This window comes from Blastococcus sp. SYSU DS0619 (genome assembly GCF_054051035.1).
On record NZ_JBJHAM010000010.1, the window covers coordinates 37,558 to 57,142 of the forward strand.

Sequence of the window (19,585 nt, forward strand, 5' to 3'; positions counted from 1 at the left end):
CGATCTCGTCCGCCCGGTCCGGGCGGCCGGTGACCCCTGCCGCCATGCGGGGTCCGGACGCCGTCCGAGAACCTGCGCCAAGAGGGAAGTGACGTGACCCGAGGACGCCGCCGGCTGCCGCTCGCTCTGGCGGTGACGGCGTCGCTCGTCCTGACGGCCTGCGGATCCGACGAGCCCGCCCCCGAGGAGCCGACCCCCTCCGCCGCGCCGGCGCAGCCGACGTCGACGCCGCTGGAGACCCGCGCGGTGCCGGAGTCCGAGCTCGAGCCGGTCCCGACGACGGGGCCGCTGTTCGAGACGTCGGGGTTCCCCTCGCGGTCGTCCGCCGAGGGCGCGCCCGAGCACGTGTGGAGCTACGCCGACGGCGACCTCTCCGACTGGAGCGAGCTGCACGTCGCCCGCCCCGAGCAGGTGCAGGTCGTCGATGAGCCGGTGCGCCCCGGCTACGAGTACTCCGCGCAGTTCTCCGCCCGCCCCGGTGACTTCACCTTCGGCGTCGACACAACCATCCGCGGTGAGGTCCGCTCCACCATCGGGGAGACCGGGGTGCCCGACGAGGGCGACGTGCAGTGGTACTCGTGGTCCACGTACTTCCCCGAGGACTTCCTGTGGGACGGCGGCGGCCAGTTCCTCATCTACACGCAGTGGCACCAGACGGCGAACGAGGGCTCGCCGAACGTCGACCTCTGGGTCACCGACGGGCCCGACCCGGAGATCCGGCTGTCGGTGCGCGGCGGGGTGCTCGGCCAGGAGGCTGCGCAGTACACCGCCGTCTACGACCTCGGCCCGCTCGAGAAGGGGGAGTGGCTCGACCACACCGTCCGGATCGAGTGGTCCACCGACCCCGCCGAGGGCAACGTCCAGGTCTGGATCGACGGCGAGCAGCGGGTCAACGCCGTCGCGGCCAACCTCTTCGAGGGGCAGAGCGTCTACCTCAAGCAGGGCATCTACGCGGCCAGCAACACCCGGCGCGAGCACACGCTCTACTTCACCGACGTGCTGCGCGGCGACACCGAGGAGAGCGTGGCCCTCGAGCCGGCCGAGGACTGACCGGCTACTGCGCGGCCGACGCCGGTGAGCCCAGCGGGTTCTTGCCGGTCGGGGCGTCCTCCGGCAGGTCGGCCGTCGGGTCGTCGGCCTCCTCAGGAGCCGGCGTGCGCGGCACCACCCGGGCGGCGACCAGCCAGCTCACCAGCGACATGGTGGCCGCGGCGATGATCAGCCCCGCCATGAGCCCGGTGCGGCCCCACACCGCGGTCGCGGCGAGGGGGAGGAAGACCGCCACCGGCGCCACGGACAGCCGGACGCGCAGCGCCGCCTTGGTGTTGCTCGAGCCGCGCAGCGCCAGCAGCGCCCCGTGGGTGACGCCGAACAGCACCATCTGCAGGCTCACCGCGGCCACCAGCCAGCCCGAGCCCCACGACTCGCCGAACAGCGCCTGCCCCACGCCCTGCGGGAGCAGCACGAGCACCGTGCCGTAGACGACCGCGACCCCGGCCAGCGCCAGCGAGGCGACCCGGCCGATCCGCAGCGCCCGGCCGCGGTCGGACTCCACCGCGCTCGCCACCATCGGCAGGCAGATCACGCTCGCCGCGGCCACCGTGATGTTGAGCGGCCCGTTGGCCACCTGGGCGGCCTTCAGCGACCCGAGCAGCGCGGTGCTGGCCACCACCGGCAGCAGGAAGACCGTCAGCTGGCCGGAGCCCGAGGAGAGCGCGAAGTCGCCGAGCAGCGGGCCGGACACCGGCCACATCGCGCGCAGCCGCGCCCGCAGGTCCAGCCGCTCCCGGCGCAGCCGGAACGCGATCAGCCCGATGACGTCGGCCAGCAGCGCGCCGAGGATCCACAGCGCCAGGACGACGGCGGTGCCCGAGATGACGTCGGTCAGGGCCAGCACGGTGGCGACGATCATCACCACCAGCCAGACGCCGTCCAGCAGCACCGCCCGGCCCGGCCGCTGCTCGAAGAAGCCGACGTAGCGCAGCGCGTCCTGCAGCAGGAGCGCCGGCAGCCCGAGGAAGAAGACCACCCAGGCGGCGTCCAGCGGCGTCGCGAGCAGCAGCAGGCCGACCGGGATCCCGATCGCGCCCACCGCCGTCGCCGACACCGCGGCGACGAGGTGGACCGGCGCGCCCTTGAGCACGTTGCGCTGGGTGATCAGCAGCGGATCCAGGACGGCGGCGCGGGTGCCACCCAGCAGCAGCCAGTAGATGCTGTAGATGATCGCGAACTCGCCGAAGACGCTGGCGCTCACCCCGGAGGCGATCGCCACCGACAGCAGCATGTTGCTCGCGCTGGAGATCGCCTGGTCGGCGACGGTGAGACCCCGGCTGACCAGCTTGCCCCCGCGCAGGGCCCGGCCCAGGCGTCCGGTCACCATCGCGCGGCGCGGCGGGTCAGCGGCATCGGGATCAGGGCGCGTCGGCGGTCAGCCGCCGCGGCGGCCGAGGGCACGGTAGGTCCAGCCCGCGCCGGTCCACGCCGACATGCTCAGGGCGTTGCGTCCGTCGAGGACCCGCTTCTGGCGCACCACGCGCCCGAAGGCGACCGGGTCGAGCTCGCGGTACTGCTTCCACTCGGTCAGCACCAGGACGGCGTCGGCCCCCTGGGCAGCCTCCTCCGGGGTGTCCGCGTACTCCAGCTGCGGCCAGAGCCTGCGGCTGTTCTCCACCGCGGCCGGGTCGGTCACCCGCACGACGGCGCCCTGCAGCTGGAGCTGGGCGGCGACGTTGAGCGCCGGCGAGTCGCGGATGTCGTCGCTGTCGGGCTTGAAGGCCGCACCCAGGACGGCGACCCGCTTGCCCAGCAGCGAGCCGTCGAGGACCTCGCGGGCCAGCTCCACCATGCGGATGCGCCGACGCATGTTGATGTTGTCGACCTCGCGCAGGAACGTCAGCGCCTGGTCGGCGCCCAGCTCCCCGGCGCGGGCCATGAACGCGCGGATGTCCTTGGGCAGGCAGCCGCCGCCGAAACCGAGGCCGGCGTTGAGGAACTTGCGGCCGATCCGGTCGTCGTAGCCGATGGCGTCGGCCAGCAGCTTGACGTCGGCGCCGGTGGCCTCGCACAGCTCGGCCATGGCGTTGATGAAGGAGATCTTCGTGGCGAGGAAGGAGTTCGCGGCGGTCTTCACCATCTCGGCGGTGGCGTAGTCGCTCTCCACCTTCGGTGTGCCGCGCTCGACGATCTGTGCGTAGACCTCGTCCAGCAGCTTCCGGGCGGTGTCCGCGTCGGGGCCGGCGGGCAGGCCGTAGACGAGCCGGTCGGGGTGCAGCGTGTCCTGGACGGCGAAGCCCTCGCGCAGGAACTCCGGGTTCCAGGCGAGCAGCGCACCGGGCACCTTCGCCTCGATCAGCTCGGCCAGGCCGGCCGCCGTCCCCACCGGGACGGTGGACTTGCCGACGACGAGCTCCCCGGGGGCCAGGACGTCGAGCAGCGATTCGACCGCGCCCTGCACGTAGCGCATGTCGGCGGCGTACTCGCCCCGCTTCTGCGGGGTCCCGACGCAGACGAAGTGCACCGCGGCGCCCGCGGCCTCGGCGAAGTCGGTGGTGAAGCGCAGCCGGCCGGTGCCGAGCGTGCGGGCCAGCAGCTCCTCGAAGCCGGGCTCGAAGAACGGTGCCCGGGCCTCCGAGAGCGACTCGATCTTCGGGCGGTCGACGTCGATGCCGACGACGTCGTGGCCGAGCTCGGCCATCGAGGCGGCGTGCACCGCCCCCAGGTATCCGCAGCCGATGACCGAGATCTTCACGCAGTGCTCCAGGAGTCCGAGAGGGGTGGTCGGGCGGGTCGTCGGCCTCCGGCGTCCCTCGTGGGTCCGCCGCGAGGCCTTCGCCATGGTCGTGCACGCACCGGCCGCATGGCCAGCCGAGATGCGCCGGGAACCCGAGAAGGGCGCCCGCGCGGGCGGCCGACCACCCGTACGGGTGTCGTGGGGGTCACGCTGCGGCGCCGGCCGGCCGGGTGGTTGCCGATGCGTGGCATTGTCGGGGGTCCCGGCCGCGTGGGATCCTGCGTCGGACCGGCGGGAGCCGGATCGCCGTGCCGTGCGGCGGCGGGGCGTGGAAGGGGTCGTGGTGGGCGAAGCGCTGACCAGGACCGTGCCGCGCACCCTGCTCCTCTGCGTGCTGGCCGTCGTCGGCCTCACCGCCGCGGCGGCCTACCAGCCGCTGCCGGTGCTGCTGCTCGTCATCGGCGTGCCGCTGATCGTGTGGGGCTCCCAGCACCCCAAGCGCTTCCTGGCCGGCGCCGTCCTGGCGTGCCTGTTCGCCAAGTCGTCGGCCCAGGTCTCCGGCATCGGCGTGCTCGACTTCCTCGACGAGGGGGCGATCGCCGCCGCGATGCTCGTCTGCGTCGGGCCCCGGTTGCTCCGCGGCCAGCCTATCCGGACCTTCCCCGGGTTCGTCTGGTTCCTCGCGTTCGGCCTGCTCGGTGTCGTCAGCGGCGTCCTGGCCGACGTGCCGCTCGTCGTCCTGGGGTCGGGCACCCTGCTGGCCTCGAAGGGGATCCTGCTCTCCCTGGCGGTCGCGCAGGTGCAGTGGACGCCCGCCGACGTGCGCCGCCTGGCCAAGGGCGGCGTCGCCGTCCTGCTCTTCATCATCGCCTGCTCGCTGGTCAACCTCGCCATCCCGCAGGCCTGGCAGGCCGCGATCGGCAACATCCCGCAGGTCAGCTACCGAGCGGCGATCCCGTCGCTGATCGGGCCGTTCGTCGAGCCCGGGACGCTGGGCATCATGGCCGCCCTGGGCTTCCTCGCGCTCGTCGCCTGGAACACCACCATGGGCGGGACCCGGTTCACCTGGCTGCTGTCGGCCGGCATGGCGCTGGTCGCCGTCTTCTCGTTCCGGCGCAAGACCTGGCTCGGCATGATGGCCAGCTTCCTGTGGCTCAGCTCCCGCGCCGGCCGCTCGGGCGTCTTCGCGACGGCGCTGGCCACCGTCGCCGGCATCGTCATCGTGTTCTGGTCCACGCTGCTGACCGCGCTGCAGGGCATCGTGGCCACCTACTTCGACCAGTCCGAGGGCACGGCGGCGCGCACGCTGATGACCCGGGACTCGTTCTTCGTCGCCCTCGACTACTTCCCGCTGGGCGCCGGCTTCGGCCGCTTCGGCTCCGACACCGCCTCGGAGTTCTACAGCCCGCTGTACCTGGAGCGCGGCTACCAGAACGTCTGGGGGCTGTCGGAGCGGACCGGCAACGCGCTGTTCCTCACCGACACCATGTGGCCGGCGATCCTGGGCGAGTCCGGCCTGATCGGACTGCTGGTCTACGTCGTCGCGCTCGTCGCCGTCTTCCGGCGGCTGCGCCGGCTCTCCACCGACGGCGAGCCGATCGCCCGGTGGCTGGGCCTCACCGGGATCGCCTGGATCTTCCAGTACCTGCTGGAGTCCACCGGCAACCCGGTGTTCGTCTCGCCGCCCTCCTACGTCCCCCTGTTCCTCCTGATCGGCCTGCTGGGATCGTTCGGTGGACGGTCGTCCGGTAACGACGGTGCGGACTCCGGCGAGGTCCCGGCGGAGGCGCCGCCGGGAGCGACCCGGCCCGCCGAAGTGGGCAGGATCACCCAAACCGCTGCCGCTCGCTGAGCCGGAGCACTCCAACCGGCGAAATGTGGCGCACGAGGACGGCTCCGTCCCGAACGCCCATTACCCTTCTGGGGTGTCGTCAGAAGGGGATCGGACCGAATCGCCAGGTGGGGCGGCAGAACTGTCCGCTGCGCTGCGGGGCAAGCGCGCCCTCCTCGTCGCCTCGACGGGTGGTCACCTCGCGCAGATCGTCCGGTGGTCGGAGCGGTTCGGCCTCCGCCCGGACTCGGTCTTCGCCACCTTCGACTCCGAGCAGAGCCGGTCGCTGCTGCGCGGGCGGGAGGTCGTCACCCTCGACTACGTCCCGCCGCGCGGTCTGAAGCCGGCGATCCAGGCGGCCGTCCGGCTGCACCGGGAGACCCGGCGCGAACGCTTCGACGTCGTCCTCAGCACCGGGGCGGCGGTCGGCATCTCCGCCTACGCCATCGGGCAGCTGCGGCGCCTCCCCGTCGTCTACATCGAGAGCGTGTCGCGCTTCGACGGGCCCTCGGCCACCGGCCGCATCCTCGAGAAGCTGCCGCGGATCCAGCGCTACAGCCAGCACGCCGCGTGGGCCGACCGTCCGGGCTGGCGGCTGGGCCCCTCCCTCCTCGACGACTTCACCGTCGTCCCCGCGCCCGACCGCGCCCCCCGGAGCGAGGAGGGGCGCCGGATCTTCGTCAGCCTCGGCACCATCAAGCCGTTCCGCTTCGACGCGCTCGTCGACGCCGTGCGCGACCAGCTCCGCCCCGGTGACGCCGTCACCTGGCAGCTGGGCGTCACCACCCGCGACGACCTGCCGGGCGACGTCAACCAGGAGCTGCGCGCCGAGGAGTTCGACCGCCTCCTGGCCGAGAGCGACGTCTTCGTCACCCACTCCGGCGTCGGCACGCTGCTCCGGGCGCTGGAGCTCGGCGTCCGCCCCGTCGTCGTCCCCCGGCTGGCCGAGCGCGACGAGCACGTCGACGACCACCAGGTCCAGGTGGCCCGCGAGCTCGCCGAGCGCGGGCTGGTCCTGCTGCGCAGCCCCGAGGAGCTGACCTCCGCCGACCTGGACCCGTCCGGCGTGGTGATCCGCCGATCCGGGGGCACGCCGGCGTGACCGGCCAGCCGCGGCCTGCGCTGCGCGTCACGCAGATCGGCAACGCCTCGCAGGGGCGCGGCGGGGTCTCCTCCGTGGTCCGCACCATGAACACCTGGGCCGGCGACGACCTGCAGATGCGGGAGTGGCCCTCCTACTGGCACGGGGACCGCCGGCGCACCCTCGCCGCCTTCGCCCGGACGACGCTCAAGGTGCTGTTCAGCCGGGTGCGGCCCACCGACGTCTGGCACTTCCACCTCACCCAGGAGGGCTCCTTCCTCCGCGAGGGCCTGCTGCTCGGGATCGCCCGCCGGCGCGGGGTCTGCTGCACCGTGCTCGTGCACGGGTCGACCTTCGTCGACTTCGCGACCGGCAACCGCCGGCTGGCGGGCCGCGTGCTGCGCTGGCCGGCCGTCGTCTTCGTGCTGACCGAGCCGGCCGCCGAGGTGCTGCGCTCGCTGGGCGTGGCCCCGGTCCGCGCGGCCAACTCCGTCCCGATCGCGGAGGACCCGGTCGGCGACGGCCGCTCGGGATTCGTCTTCGCCGGAGAGGTGGGGGAGCGCAAGGGGGCGGACGTGCTCCTCGACGCGTGGGAGTCGGCGAAGGTCGACGGCCACGAGCTCGTCCTCTTCGGCGAGCTCGCGCCCCGCTTCCGGCTGCCCGAGCCGCTCCCCGACGGGGTGGTGGTCGAGGGGCCGGTCCCGCCCGACCAGGTGCTCGCCCGGCTCCGGACGGCGGTCGCGCTCGTCCTGCCCAGCCGGGCGGAGGCGATGCCGATGATCATCCTGGAGTCCATGAGCCTGGGCACGCCGGTCATCGCCACCGACGTCGGCCAGATCGCCGAGGTGGTCGCCGACACGGGGCTGATCGTCCCGCCGGCCGACGCCGAGGCGCTGGGGTCGGCGCTGCGGCGGATGGCCGACTCGCCGGAGCTGGCGCTGCGGCTGGGCCGCGAGGCGTGGGACCGGGTGAAGGCCCGGCACTCCAATGCCGTCGTCCGCCGCACGTTCGTCGAGCACTGGGAGTCGTGCGTGGAAGACGCCCATCCGGGTGACACGTTCCTCCCCGATCCGCCCGGTAGTACCTAGCCTGGCGGTCCCAGTAACTGATCGAGTCGGCACGAACCGCAGGTGTGCGTAGCTCCAAGCGCACGGCCGCGACGCCCAGCAGGTCCACACCTGCGGAGCGTCGACCATGGGAGACGAGGAAGTAGTGGACTTCAGAGACACCGTCGCGGCATTCCGGGCCGGATGGTTCCTGCCCGTCATCGGGCTGCTCCTGGGCGGGGCAGTGGGGGCCGCCATGGCCCTGGTGATGACGCCGACCTACACGTCGTCGACCCAGCTGTTCGTGACCTCGACGGACGCGGGGACCACCACCGCCGCCTTCCAGGGCAGCCAGTTCGCGCAGAACCGGGTGGCCTCCTACGTCCAGATGCTCACCAGCGAGCGGCTGGCCATCGAGGTCATCGACGCCCTGGAGCTCGACCTCGGGCCGAACGAGGTGCAGAGCCGGATCGAGGCCACGGTGGTGCCGGACACGACCGTGCTGGACATCGTGGTCACCGACACCTCGCCCGAGCGCGCGCGGGACCTGGCCGAGGCCGTCGCCACCGAGTTCACCGCCCTGGTCGACGTGGTCGAGGCGACCACCACGACGCCGACCGACCCCGAGGTCGAGCCGGTGACGACCGTGCCGGTCAAGGTGACCGTCCTCGACAGCCCGGAGATCCCGGAGGACCCCGCCTCCCCGAACCTCTACTCGAACATCGCCGTCGGTGTGCTCATCGGCCTGCTGGTCGGCCTCGCGCTCGCCTACGCCCGGGTGCGGATGGACCGTTCGGTGCGCGACGGCAAGGTCGCCGCCGGCGCGGCCGGTGCGCCGCTGATCGGGACCGTCACGCGCGACCGCCGGCTGGAGCGAGAGCACGTGCTCGACCGGCGCAGCCGGTCGGGGAACGCGGAGAGCTTCCGCCAGCTGCGCACCAACCTGCAGTTCCTCGACGTCGACGCGCCCCCGCGCGTGATCATGGTGTCCAGCGCCGTGGGCGGGGAGGGCAAGACCACGCTCGCCGCCAACCTCGCCGTGACCCTCGCCGAGGGCGGCCACCGGGTGACGCTGGTCGAGGCCGATCTGCGCCACCCGCGGCTCACCGACTACCTCGGCCTGGTCGACGGCGCCGGTCTGACCAGCGTCCTCGCGGGCACCGCCGGCCTCGACGACGTCCTGCAGACCCACGGGAAGGGCAACCGGAAGCTCTCGGTCCTCCCGGCCGGGGCCATCCCGCCCAACCCGAGCGAGCTGCTCGCGTCCAGCCAGCTGGGTGCGCTGGTCGACCGGCTGCGCGCCACCAACGACTTCGTCGTCGTCGACACGCCTCCGCTGCTGCCGGTCTCCGACGGCAGCGCCGTCTCCGTGCTCATGGACGGCGTGCTGCTGTCGGTCCGCCAGGGGAAGACCCGCCGGGACGAGCTGGAGCAGGCGCGGGCGCTCCTCGACCGCGTCGGGGCCCGGACGCTCGGCGTGGTCCTCAACATCGCGCCGGCGTCGGCCGACCCGGCCCACGCGTACGGCTACCAGGGGGGCGCGCCCACCCAGCCGGAGCAGGACGTCGACGACGACCCCGAGCCGGCGCCCCCCGCCCGGGCCGCGCACACGACCGCGACCGACGTCCCGGCGGCGCCCGCGGGCGCCTCCCGGGTCGATCCGACGGACACCGGGCCGACGGAGACCGAGCCGCGGGTCACGGAGCAGCCGGCCGCCAGGCACGCGGTCCCCGAGCCCACGATCGACCTGAAGCCGGGCATGACCCGGCCCATCCCTGCCGTCCGGCCCACGGACGCCGCCGAGCTCGCCCGGGGCCGGTCGCACGGGCCGGGGAACGGACAGCGCCGACCGGCCGAGGAACCGGCCGACGGTCCCGATGGCGCAGAGGGGCAGTATCCGGGGGACCCGGCAGTGGGGGACCGGGACGGTCGCTGAGCGGATCGGCGGGTGCGGCGTGACCCACGTCGCTCACACTGCGTAGTTAGACCTGCCCGCTGCGTACAGTTGCGTTGTGAACCTGCTTTCCGCGCTATAAGGGGTTACCGTCGGTGTCGAGGCGGCTCGAGTGACCGGTGCGTCCACTTCGTGTGTTCACAGGCGATCACCCTGCGTGTTCACGGTGTGGTCGGCGTGCCCAGCGGGTCGCGGCCACGACGATCAGACGCACCCAGGGGTTCGGCATCACTCTCCAGATCACCCACGACGACACCGCCCGTGAGGCACGCACCGTCGGCGACGCCGGCAGCGCGGCCCTCGTCGACGGCGACACCGCCCACGGCGCGCACCAGACCCTCCCGACGCCGCGGAAGACGCGGACCCGGTTCTCCCGGATCCGTCGGCTGCGCGGCGAGGGCACCGAGGTCCGGCGGGCCTGGCGTTCGGCGTACGTCCGGAGCATCGTCCTCGGGGACGCGCTCTGCGCGGTGGTCGCCGCGACCATCGGCTACTTCGTCCGGTTCGGGACCGACGTGGACGGAGCGGCGAAGTACTCGCTGTACGCCGCCATGCTCATGCCCGTCCTCTGGCTGGCCGCCATGCACATCGGGCGCACCTACGAGGAGCGGTTCCTGTGGGTGGGGGCCGACGAGTTCCGGCGCGTGCTGGACGCCGCCGCGCTCCTGCTGGCCGTCGTGGCCGCGGTGTCCTGGGGCCTGGACCTGGACGTCGCCCGCGGCTTCGTCGTCGTCGCCCTGCCGCTGGCCACGGTCCTGACGCTGCTGCAGCGCTACGTGCGCCGGCAGCGGCTGCACCGGGCCCGCCGGGACGGCGCCTTCCAGCAGACCACGGTCATCGTGGGCCACCGCGGCGCCGTCGCCTCGCTGCACGCGCAGCTGGACCGCGCCGCCTACCACGGCTACCGGGTGATCGGCTGCTGCCTCCCGGACGGGAAGCTGGCCGACGGGCCCACCGACTTCGAGGGGCTGCCGGTCCTCGGCGGCATCGACGAGGTGCTCGAGGTGGTGCACCGCTACGAGGTCGACACCGTCGCCGTCATGCCCTGCCCCGAGCTGGACGGGCCGGTGCTGCGCCGGCTGGGCTGGGAGCTGGAGAAGACCGAGGCCGAGCTGCTGCTGGCCCCCGCCGTCACCGAGGTCGTCGGTCCGCGGGTCGCCATCCGCCCGGTGTGCGGCCTGCCGCTGCTGCACGTCGAGCGGCCGGAGCTGCGCGGCGTCCGCCGCCTCGGCAAGACGGTTGTCGACACCACCCTGGCCGCCCTGGCGCTGGTGATGACGCTGCCGCTGTTCCTGTTCATCGCGATGGCGCTGAAGACCACCAGCCGCGGCCCGGTGTTCTTCAAGCAGGAACGGGTCGGCCGCGACGGGCAGACGTTCTCCATGCTCAAGTTCCGCAGCATGGTGACCGGCGCCGACCGGATGGTCGACGTGCTCGAGACCGACAACGACGGCAACGGCGTGCTCTACAAGCGCAAGGCCGACCCCCGCGTGACCCGCGTGGGCAAGGTGCTGCGCCGGTACTCCCTCGACGAGCTGCCCCAGCTGATCAACGTGCTCCGCGGCGACATGAGCCTGGTCGGCCCCCGCCCGCCGCTGCAGAGCGAGACCGAGCGCTACGGCTTCGACATGCGCCGGCGCTTCCTGGTCAAGCCGGGCATCACCGGGCTGTGGCAGATCAGCGGCCGCTCGGACCTCTCCTGGGACGACTCGGTGCGGATCGACGTCCGCTACGTGGAGAACTGGTCGCTGAGCTTCGACATGATGATCCTCTGGAAGACCCTCGGCGCGGTCATCCGCGGGCGCGGCGCCTACTGACCTCCCGGCCGGCCGGCTGAGCGATCGGGCTCAGCCGGCCGCCGTCCGCCACAGTGCGCGGATGTCGGCGTACATGGTGCGGGCGTCGAAGCCGGCCACCCAGGTCTCGTAGGCCGCGCGGGCCATCGTGTCGCGCAGCTCCTCGCTGCTGAGCAGGCGCAGCAGGTGCTCGGCCAGGCCGTCGACGTCGCCCGGCTGCACGAGGAACCCATTCCCGCCGTGCGTGACCAGCTCCTCCATGGCGCCGACCGGCGTCGTCACGGCGGGGATCCCCCGGGACATCGCCTCGATGACCACCATCGGCAGCCCCTCGGCGTGGCTCGGCAGGGCCAGCAGGTACGCCTCGCGCAGGAGCTCCTGGGCCCCGGCGCGGGTGAGCAGGCCCGCGTGGGTGATCCGGCCGGGCCGGGCCCGGACGGCCTCCTCCACCAGCGCGACGACGCGGGGCTCGGCCGGCGGCCCGGCGAGCACCAGCTCCACGTCGGGGATGTCGTCGAGCTGCTCGAAGGCGCGCAGCAGCTCGGGCACGCCCTTGCCCGCGTCGATCCGGCCGAGCAGGACCACCCGTTTGCGGCGGCCCGCCGGCCACGGGGTCACCGGCGGGGCGCCGTCGGCCACGCCGTTGTGCACGACGTGCACCTTCGCGGCCGGCACGCCCAGCTCGTCGGTGACCAGCCGGGCCCAGGGCCCGCCCAGCACCACCACGTAGGCGGCGCGGGCGAAGAACCGCTCGACCCGGCGCTTCGCGGCCGGGGAGAGCGCCTCGAGGAACTCGCGGTACCCGGCGCCGTGCAGGTGGATGCCGTAGGGCAGCCCGCGGCGTGCGCACACCTCCGCGATCGCCAGCTTCCGCCACGTGCTGCCACGGGAGGCGACGTGCAGGTGGGCGACGTCGGCCCGGGCCGTGCCGGTCGCGGCGAGGGTCCGGGCGAAGGCGGCGGCCCGGCGGGGGACGGGCCCGATGCCGCCGGAGTCGATCACCCGCAGCTGCACCGGCGCGGCGCTGAGCCGGTTCTGCGCCTCCAGCTCGGCGACGACGGAGGCCATCCCGCCGGGCTGGCTGCCGGTGGGGCCGATGCTCAGGACCCGTAGGGGTGCCTCGTCGGCGGAGTGCCGGCCCGGGACGGCGGTCGCGTCTGGCATGAAGCGATCCTCACCGGCCCCTGGCGTCGTCGAGGCTGGGCAGCGTCCACTGCTCCCCGAGCCACGCGTCGAAGGACGGCGGCTCGAACGGCAGCACGCCGCCGCCCGGGTAGGGCGTGTACTCGCTGAACCAGATCGTGCCGCCGATGGTGTAGAGGTCGACCCGCATGAAGTCGAAGGGGCGGCCGAGCACCTCGGCCGCGTGGTTCAGCGCGGCCAGGTTCTCCGGCGGCGGGCCCGGCTCCCCGCTGCCCAGGGCGGTCGCCACGTGCAGCGGCTCCCAGTCGGCCGTGTAGAAGGTCCGCGAGTGCTGCTTGGTGAACCGGCCGGTGTCGACCGACACCGCGGCGATCTTGCCGTCGAAGACCAGGTACTTGTAGTCGTCGGGCGGCGTCACGCCGTCGCCGATCGCCTCTTCGATGACGTAGAGCGGGCGGGCCTCGCTGTAGGCCCACTCCCCGAGCAGGACGCTCTGGTCGTCGCGCAGCCAGGTCTTCGTCGCCGCGATGGTCTGCTCGTCGATCGTGTCGGTGGCGGCGCCGAACCGCACCAGGCCGCTGCGGTGGTTGGGCTTGAGCACCCAGGGGCGGTCGAAGGTCCGGCCGGCCACCTCGCGGAGATCGGTCCCGGACCAGAAGGTCTCCGGCACCGAGAGGCCGGCCTCCTCCTGGAGCTGCGCGGCGTGGTCCTTCATCGCCAGCTTGTCGCACGTCCAGGCCAGCACGGGCCGGCGGTCGTGCAGGATGCGCCAGTTGATCTTCTCGCCGAAGGTCTGCGGATCGCGCAGGCGCGGCAGCCGCCCGTGCCCGGCCAGGTACAGGTACCGGCGCCGGGTGGCGAGGGGCAGGACGCCGGCGATCCGGCGGTGCGCCGGCTGGAAAACGTGTCGGAGGCTCTCGTTCAAGCCGCTCCGGGGCATCGTGGACCCCTTCTGGTGTGAGACGCGGGCACGCCGGCTGGTGTCTGTTGCGGGGGCGCGAACCGTGCCCCGTTGTCCCGGCGAGCGTAGTACGGGGCGCTCAGCGCGGCGTTTCCTCGTCGCGCAACCACCCCATCGGAGGTTTTCGTCGAGACGCCGGGCCGACGACACTGGTGCCGTGCCCGACCAGGAGACCGCCCCGACGCCCGTCACGGTCCTGCTGGTCTGCACCGGGAACATCTGCCGGTCGGCCCTGGGCGAGCGGCTGGGCCGGGCCTACCTGGGCGAGGTGCTCGGCCCGGCGGCGGGCGACGTCCACCTGGTCAGCGCGGGCACCCGTGCGGTCGTCGGCTCGCGGATGCACCCGGACAGCGCCCTGGTGCTCTCCGGCTTCGGCGGGGATCCCGCGGGGTTCGTCGCCCGGCAGCTGGAGGCGCGGATGATCGCCGCAGCCGACCTCGTCCTCACCCTGACCCGCGACCACCGCCGCGACGTGCTGGAGCTGGTGCCGCGGGCGCTGGCGCGCACGTTCACCCTCCGGGAGGCGGCGGACCTGCTGGGCGCCGTCGAGGAACGGGAGTCGGCGGGGGAGGAGTTCAGCGGCCGCGTCAGGGCGCTGGTCGCCGCCCTGGCCGCGGCGCGTCCCGGGCGCACCGGCGGTGCCGACGACGACATCGCCGACCCGATCGGCCGCTCCCTGGAGGGGCACGAGGCGAGCGGGCAGGCCGTGGCCGAGGCGCTGCTGCCGGTGCTGGCCGCGGTGGTGGCGCTGCACCCCGCGACGGCCGGCGCGGAGGTGCCCGACCCGGTCGGGCGGCCGTCGCACGTCGACCGGAGCGCTCGCCGCTCGCCCGCCGACGGCGGTTCCGGGGACGACGGCCCGTCGCCGGCGCAGTCGCGCTCCGGGGACGACCGGCCCGGGACGTCGGCGCGGGGCGCCAGGGGCCGGTTCGACGCCCTCACCCGCCGCCGGCGGGCGGGGTCCTAGCGCGCGGGGTCCCGGTCCGGGGCCCGGAGCTGCCGGGGCGATGTGCGCCGGTGGCGCGCTGCGGCGCCCGGACTGCGCCGCAGGTGCACATCGCTGCCGGGGAACCGGCAGCGCGCGGGCGTGCGGCGCCTAGCGGGAGGCGGTCGGGGAGGTCGACCACGCCGCCGGCACGAAGTCGGGGACCGCGGCCGAGGCGCTCACCCGACGCCGGTCGGCCACCCGGACCGCCCGGCCGATGCCGAGCGCCAGGAGCACGGCCAGCATCGTCCACGTGGTCGCGAGGACCAGCACCCAGCTCATGGAGTACTTCCTAAGCGGGCCCTGGGCCCCCGACCGGATCCGACGCGGGCAGAACCTGCCAGAAATTTTCCGGCGGCCCTGTCGCGCGTTCGCGCAGGTCGTCCCCCGAAAGAGTGAACCGGAGGCCTGCCCCCTCGGCAGGCGGCACCAAGTTTTAAACCTGAAGAGCCTTGGCGTTATTGATTCGTGACGCTACTTTCGTGCCGTGTCACGAACTGGTCACCGACAGTGGCGAAGCATCCGGTCCCCGCGCAGGCGCTACTCCCGGCGCCGGCTGACCCAGGTGCTGCTCGCGCTCATCGGGCTGCTCCCCATCACCTATCCGCTCGCCCAGGGTCAGGGGGAGGACGTCGTCGCCACCCAGAGCCCGGCCTCCTCCGCCACCGGCACCCCGGCTCCCACCGCCACGACTCCCGTCACGTCGCCCACCGCTGAGGCCACCCAGGCCCAGGAGGAGCAGGCCGCCGGCGGCGCCCAGGCGCAGGCCCAGACCGAGGCCCGGGCGGAGGCGCTGGCTCCGGTGGCCGATTCCCGCACCGGCACCCGCCCGACCGCCACCAGCCCGACGACCACCGCTCCGGCCCCCGCGGCTCCGAAGCCCACGACCACCACGCCCACGACCACCGCCCCGGTCGCCCCCGCCGCCACCACCAGCACGACCGGCCCCCTCAGCTGGGCGCCGCCCGCGGGCTGGGAGAACTACCCGGTCCACCGCATCACCTCGACGACCTCCGTCACCACGGTGGGCGCCAAGAACGGGGATGTCCGCATCGAGCTGGACCCGTCCCGCCCCGTCGGGCCGATCACCATCGCGAACTGCCGCAACGCCGTGATCATGGGCGGGCAGATCAACGTCCTCCCGAGTGCGCGGATCGGCACCGACGACCAGCGCGCCATCTACGTGCACAAGTGCACCGGCACGGTCCACATCGAGGGCGTGCTCATCAACGGCAACGTCAACGGCTCGCAGGCCGACGGCATCGCCGTCAACGCCCCCGAGGCGACCGTGCAGATCCAGAACGTCCGGATGGACGCCCTGCGCGGCACGTACACGGTGAACCACGCCGACGTCTTCCAGCCCTGGGGCGGGGTGAAGGAGTACCGGATCGACCGGCTCACCGGCACCACGAACTACCAGGGCATCCAGGTCCGGCAGGACCTCGGCGCCATCGGCAAGGGCACCATCCGCAACGCCAACGTCGGCAGCTCCGGGGTGACCCCGATCGATCGGGGCGGGCAGTTCATCCGCATCGACTGCAACACCTACCCGCTGGCGCTCGAGAACGTGTACATCGACCCGCGCTCCGGCCGGGACATGGGCTACAGCGTGTGGCCGCAGACCGATGACCGCAGCTGCCCTGCGAAGATCAGCAACGGCGTCGTCTCGTGGCCGTCGATCGGGAACCTGAGCGGCACCCTCCGCCAGGGCAAGCCGGCGTCGGGCGACTTCGTCCCGGCCGGGACGGTCGGCCGGGGGTACGTGTCCCCGGGCTACCGCTCCTGACCCACCGCTCCTGACCTCGAGGGGACGGGTGCCGCGCAACCGCGCGGTGTCCGTCCCCTCGTGCCGTCCGGCACTGGTGTCAGTACGCGCCCCTGCCCTTGACGACGGCGCCGACCGTCCGCCAGAGGATCATCACGTCCAGCATCAGCGACCAGTGCTCGACGTAGTGCACGTCCAGCCGCACGGAGTCCGCCCAGGACAGGTCCGACCGGCCGCTGACCTGCCAGAGCCCGGTCAGGCCCGGCTTGACGACCAGCCGGCGGCTCATCTCCACCCCGAACTGCTCGACCTCCGAGGGCAGCGGCGGGCGAGGGCCGACCAGTGACATCTCCCCGCGGAGGATGTTGACCAGCTGGGGCAGCTCGTCGAGCGAGTACCGCCGCAGGACGCGGCCCACCCGCGTCACCCGCGGGTCCCGGCGCAGCTTGAACAGCACCCCGTTGCCCTCGTTGACCGCGGCCAGCCGGGGCACGAGCCGCTCGGCATCGGTCTGCATGCTGCGGAACTTGAACATCGGGAACGGGTGGCCGTCCCGGCCCACCCGCTCCTGGCGGAACAGCACCGGCCCGCGGCTGTCCACCTTGACGGCGAGGGCGACGGCGACGAGGACGGGCGCCAGCAGCAGGAGGAGCAGGGCCGCGCACGTCCGGTCGAACGACTCCTTGACCAGCCGGTGGATGCCGCGGAGCTCGGGGCGCTCCATCTGCAGCAGCGACAGCCCGCAGACCGGGCGCACCCGGATGCGCGGGCCCGCGACCTCGGAGACCGACGGTGCGAGCAGCAGGTCGGCGCGCGTCTTCTCGAGCTGCCAGCCCAGCCGGCGCAGCGCCGCACCGTCCAGCTCGGGAGAGGGCAGCACGGCGACCGTGTCCACCTCGTACCGCTCGACGACGTCGACCACCTCGTCCAGCCCGCCGAGCACCGGCAGGCCTCCGGGCCCGCCGGAGGCGCCGGAGCGGGTGGGCGCGCAGCAGCCGATCACGCGGTAGCCCTGGTCGACCTCCCGGTGCAGCTGCTCCCGCAGCGCCGCCACACCGTTGCGGTGACCGACGAGCAGCGTCGTCTGCTGGAAGCGGCCCAGCGCACGCTGGCGGCGCAGCCACGACCGGTGTGCCTGCCGCTGGACGAGGGTGAGCAGGGTGGCCAGCGGGAGCGCGACGACGACGAAGCCGCGGGCGACCTCCAGCTTCAGGCCCCAGGAGACGGTGCCCACCAGGGCGAGCAGCAGCGCGGCGGCGAAGAAGACGCGACGGAACTCCTCCGGGCCCTCCCAGAGGTAGCGGTCCTCGTAGCTGCGGGCGAGCACCATCGCGAACACCCAGACGCCCGGCAGGGCGAGGGCGATGACCAGCGACGCGGTGGTGATCCCGACCTCGGGCGGGTGGAAGCGGGCGAGCAGGCCGCTCCCCGCGGCCGCGCTCGCGCAGACGGCGTCCCAGAGGACGAGGCGGCGGACGTAGGGGCCGCGCCAGGCGCGGCGGGCGACGGTGCCCGCGCCGCGCAGCCGGTCGGGCTGCGGCAGGCGGGCGGGTGGCGCCGCGAGGTGGGGGGTGCTGGCGTGCTCGGACGGAAGGGCTTCAGAGCTCATCTGGCGGTTCCCTGCGGTTGCGAACGAGACCCGGCGCCCGGCGGGGGGTTCACGACGGGGCGGGACGCTCGTGCGGTGTCACGGACGGTTCGGCGGGCCGATCCGCGGATCGGCGTGGCTGCAGAGGAGGGCGGTGCCGCCGTCAGTCCGGTCGCGCACCGGGGTCGTCGGCCCCGGCCACGACGACGGCGTCGTCGCCGCGGGAGATCCGGATCGATCCGGCGAGCGATGCGGGGAAACCGGCGTCCAGCACCGCGAGCGCGGCATCCGCGTGGTCGGTGTGGCCGCCGGCGCAGTGGCCGCCGCCGGACACGGAGACCGAGGCGGGAGCGCCCGGGGCGGTCACGGGCACGGGGGCGGGTGCCGCGGGGGGCCCGGCCGGCTTGGCCGGGCGCACCGGTGGGGCGGCCGGGGTCGGCGGCGCGCCGGTACGCGGGGATGCGGTGGCGACCGGGGTGGTGGCGGTCGGCGGGGCGCCCGAGGGGGAGGCCGCCACGAACGTCGTTGCCGGCGCGGTCTCGGCGCTGCACGTCAGCGCGGTCGGGGCCGGCGCGACGGGAGCCGCCGGGAGCGGGGTCACCGTCGTCGTGGGAGCCGGCGCCGGCGCAGCGGCCGTCGGGGTGTCCGTGCTGTCGGACTCGGTGGCGGCGGGCTCGGTGGCGTCGGACTCGGTGGCGTCGGACTCCGTGGTGGCGGCAGCCGTCGTCGTGCTGGTCGCGGGAGCCGGAGCCGTCGCCGGGAGCTCCGGTTCGGCGGCGGTATCGGCCGGCATGGGGTCGACCGGCGTGGGGTCGACGGGCGTGGTGTCGGTGTCGGTCGGCTCCGCGTCGGCATCCGTGTCGGCATCCGTGTCGGCATCCGTGTCGGCATCCGTGTCGGCATCCGCGTCGGCGGGCGCGGGCTCGGTGGGGGTGGGCTCGGTGGGCGTGGGCTCCGTGGGCGTGGTGTCCGGGTCGATCGGCGCCTCGTCCGCTGCCGGCGGCGTCGTGCCCGGCTCTCCGGTTCCGTCGCCGTTTCCGTCGCCGCTCCCGTTTCCGTCGCCGCTCCCGTTCCCGTCGCCGTTCCCGTTCCCGTCGCCGTTCCCGGTCCCGGTCCCGTTCCCGTTCCCGGTCCCCGCGTCCGTGTCGGTGTCGGTGTCCGGCGCGGGCGGGGTCGTGCCCGGCGCGGGCGGCGTGGCGGGCTGGTCGGGCTGCCCCGCAGGGGGCTGCTCCCCGCCCGGATCGACGCCGACCTCGTCCTCGTCGCCCTGCGCCTTCGCCTCAGGCCCGACGCCCTGCGCCTTCGCCCCGGGCCCGACGCCCTGCGCCTTCGCTCCGGGGCCGGGCTCGGCCGGCGCGTCCGCGGGCTCGGACGGCGCAACCGCGGGCTCGGCCGGCGCGGCCGCCGGGGTGACCGGGGACTGCCCGGCGTCGGCCCGCGCCGGGGTGCCCGAGACGGCGAGCAGCGCCCAGGCGCCGAGCACGAGGAGGACGGTCAGCAGCAGCCGTCGCGACCACCTCGCCCGGTGGTCGCCGTGCCCGGGCACGGCGCCGGGCGACGTGCCGAGGGCATGCGGCCCCCACGACGTCACCGCGCTCCGGCCGATGGGCACGCAGGTCCCCCTGTCCCTCTTCCTGGCCAAGACCTTCGACCGGAGTCTCGGCGAGGGCAACGGCCGCAGGGTGGCGCGCCGGTTAACTCCGGC

15 protein-coding genes are annotated in these 19,585 nt (G+C 74.1%); 8 read left to right on the forward strand and 7 right to left on the reverse strand.

All coding sequences use genetic code 11. The features are described from left to right. The first annotated feature begins 93 nt into the window (after nucleotides 1-93). Complete coding sequence (locus tag ACI79T_RS12875; RefSeq protein ID WP_456610462.1) at nucleotides 94-1,050, forward strand: polysaccharide lyase; 957 nt, start codon at nucleotides 94-96, stop codon at nucleotides 1,048-1,050. Between the two features lie 4 nt (nucleotides 1,051-1,054). On the opposite strand, the gene ACI79T_RS12880 is transcribed toward ACI79T_RS12875, so the two are convergent. Next, a complete protein-coding gene (locus ACI79T_RS12880; protein ID WP_456610463.1) occupies nucleotides 1,055-2,377 on the reverse strand; it encodes a hypothetical protein in 1,323 nt (440 codons plus the stop codon). Nucleotides 2,378-2,428: 51 nt separating this feature from the next. Further along, entirely contained in the window at nucleotides 2,429-3,748 is a 1,320-nt protein-coding gene (locus tag ACI79T_RS12885) for a UDP-glucose dehydrogenase family protein (RefSeq protein ID WP_456610464.1), read from the reverse strand. 325 nt (nucleotides 3,749-4,073) lie between these two features. Here ACI79T_RS12885 and ACI79T_RS12890 point away from each other — a divergent pair, with 325 nt between their 5' ends. From ACI79T_RS12890 to ACI79T_RS12910, 5 genes are all read left to right on the forward strand, one after another. Next, nucleotides 4,074-5,582 carry an O-antigen ligase family protein gene (locus ACI79T_RS12890; protein WP_456610465.1) on the forward strand — a complete coding sequence of 503 codons (1,509 nt, stop codon included), beginning with the start codon at nucleotides 4,074-4,076 and terminating at the stop codon, nucleotides 5,580-5,582. A gap of 73 nt (nucleotides 5,583-5,655) precedes the next feature. Continuing rightward, nucleotides 5,656-6,663 (forward strand): glycosyltransferase, encoded by a 1,008-nt coding sequence (locus ACI79T_RS12895; protein WP_456610466.1) that lies wholly within the window; start codon nucleotides 5,656-5,658, stop codon nucleotides 6,661-6,663. Beyond that, nucleotides 6,660-7,730 carry a glycosyltransferase family 4 protein gene (locus tag ACI79T_RS12900; protein WP_456610467.1) on the forward strand — a complete coding sequence of 357 codons (1,071 nt, stop codon included), beginning with the start codon at nucleotides 6,660-6,662 and terminating at the stop codon, nucleotides 7,728-7,730. The genes ACI79T_RS12895 and ACI79T_RS12900 overlap by 4 nt, the downstream gene beginning before the upstream one ends. Nucleotides 7,731-7,854: 124 nt before the next feature. Further along, nucleotides 7,855-9,624 carry a polysaccharide biosynthesis tyrosine autokinase gene (locus tag ACI79T_RS12905; RefSeq protein ID WP_456610468.1) on the forward strand — a complete coding sequence of 590 codons (1,770 nt, stop codon included), beginning with the start codon at nucleotides 7,855-7,857 and terminating at the stop codon, nucleotides 9,622-9,624. Nucleotides 9,625-9,776: 152 nt separating this feature from the next. Continuing rightward, nucleotides 9,777-11,459: a sugar transferase gene (locus ACI79T_RS12910; protein ID WP_456610469.1), complete on the forward strand. Its 1,683-nt coding sequence runs from the start codon at nucleotides 9,777-9,779 to the stop codon at nucleotides 11,457-11,459. A 30-nt stretch (nucleotides 11,460-11,489) separates the two neighbouring features. Here ACI79T_RS12910 and ACI79T_RS12915 read toward each other — a convergent pair whose 3' ends face one another. Beyond that, on the reverse strand, nucleotides 11,490-12,602 hold the full coding sequence (locus tag ACI79T_RS12915; protein WP_456610470.1) for a glycosyltransferase family 4 protein: 1,113 nt from the start codon (nucleotides 12,600-12,602) through the stop codon (nucleotides 11,490-11,492). Nucleotides 12,603-12,612: 10 nt separating this feature from the next. Further along, nucleotides 12,613-13,506, reverse strand: a complete 894-nt coding sequence (locus ACI79T_RS12920) for an ATP-grasp fold amidoligase family protein (protein WP_456610471.1) — start codon at nucleotides 13,504-13,506, stop codon at nucleotides 12,613-12,615. Nucleotides 13,507-13,699: 193 nt separating this feature from the next. On the opposite strand from ACI79T_RS12920, the gene ACI79T_RS12925 reads away from it, so the two are divergent. Further along, nucleotides 13,700-14,509 carry an arsenate reductase/protein-tyrosine-phosphatase family protein gene (locus tag ACI79T_RS12925; protein WP_456610472.1) on the forward strand — a complete coding sequence of 270 codons (810 nt, stop codon included), beginning with the start codon at nucleotides 13,700-13,702 and terminating at the stop codon, nucleotides 14,507-14,509. 129 nt (nucleotides 14,510-14,638) lie between these two features. Here ACI79T_RS12925 and ACI79T_RS12930 read toward each other — a convergent pair whose 3' ends face one another. After that, nucleotides 14,639-14,809 carry a hypothetical protein gene (locus tag ACI79T_RS12930; RefSeq protein WP_456610473.1) on the reverse strand — a complete coding sequence of 57 codons (171 nt, stop codon included), beginning with the start codon at nucleotides 14,807-14,809 and terminating at the stop codon, nucleotides 14,639-14,641. Between the two features lie 283 nt (nucleotides 14,810-15,092). Between ACI79T_RS12930 and ACI79T_RS12935 the strand changes: the two genes are divergently transcribed. Beyond that, nucleotides 15,093-16,313 carry a hypothetical protein gene (locus tag ACI79T_RS12935; RefSeq protein ID WP_456610474.1) on the forward strand — a complete coding sequence of 407 codons (1,221 nt, stop codon included), beginning with the start codon at nucleotides 15,093-15,095 and terminating at the stop codon, nucleotides 16,311-16,313. A gap of 79 nt (nucleotides 16,314-16,392) precedes the next feature. Here ACI79T_RS12935 and ACI79T_RS12940 read toward each other — a convergent pair whose 3' ends face one another. Together ACI79T_RS12940 and ACI79T_RS12945 are read right to left on the reverse strand one after the other, a co-directional pair. Further along, entirely contained in the window at nucleotides 16,393-17,901 is a 1,509-nt protein-coding gene (locus ACI79T_RS12940) for a sugar transferase (protein WP_456610475.1), read from the reverse strand. A gap of 142 nt (nucleotides 17,902-18,043) precedes the next feature. Then, complete coding sequence (locus ACI79T_RS12945) at nucleotides 18,044-19,492, reverse strand: hypothetical protein (protein WP_456610476.1); 1,449 nt, start codon at nucleotides 19,490-19,492, stop codon at nucleotides 18,044-18,046. Nucleotides 19,493-19,585 lie beyond the last annotated feature (93 nt).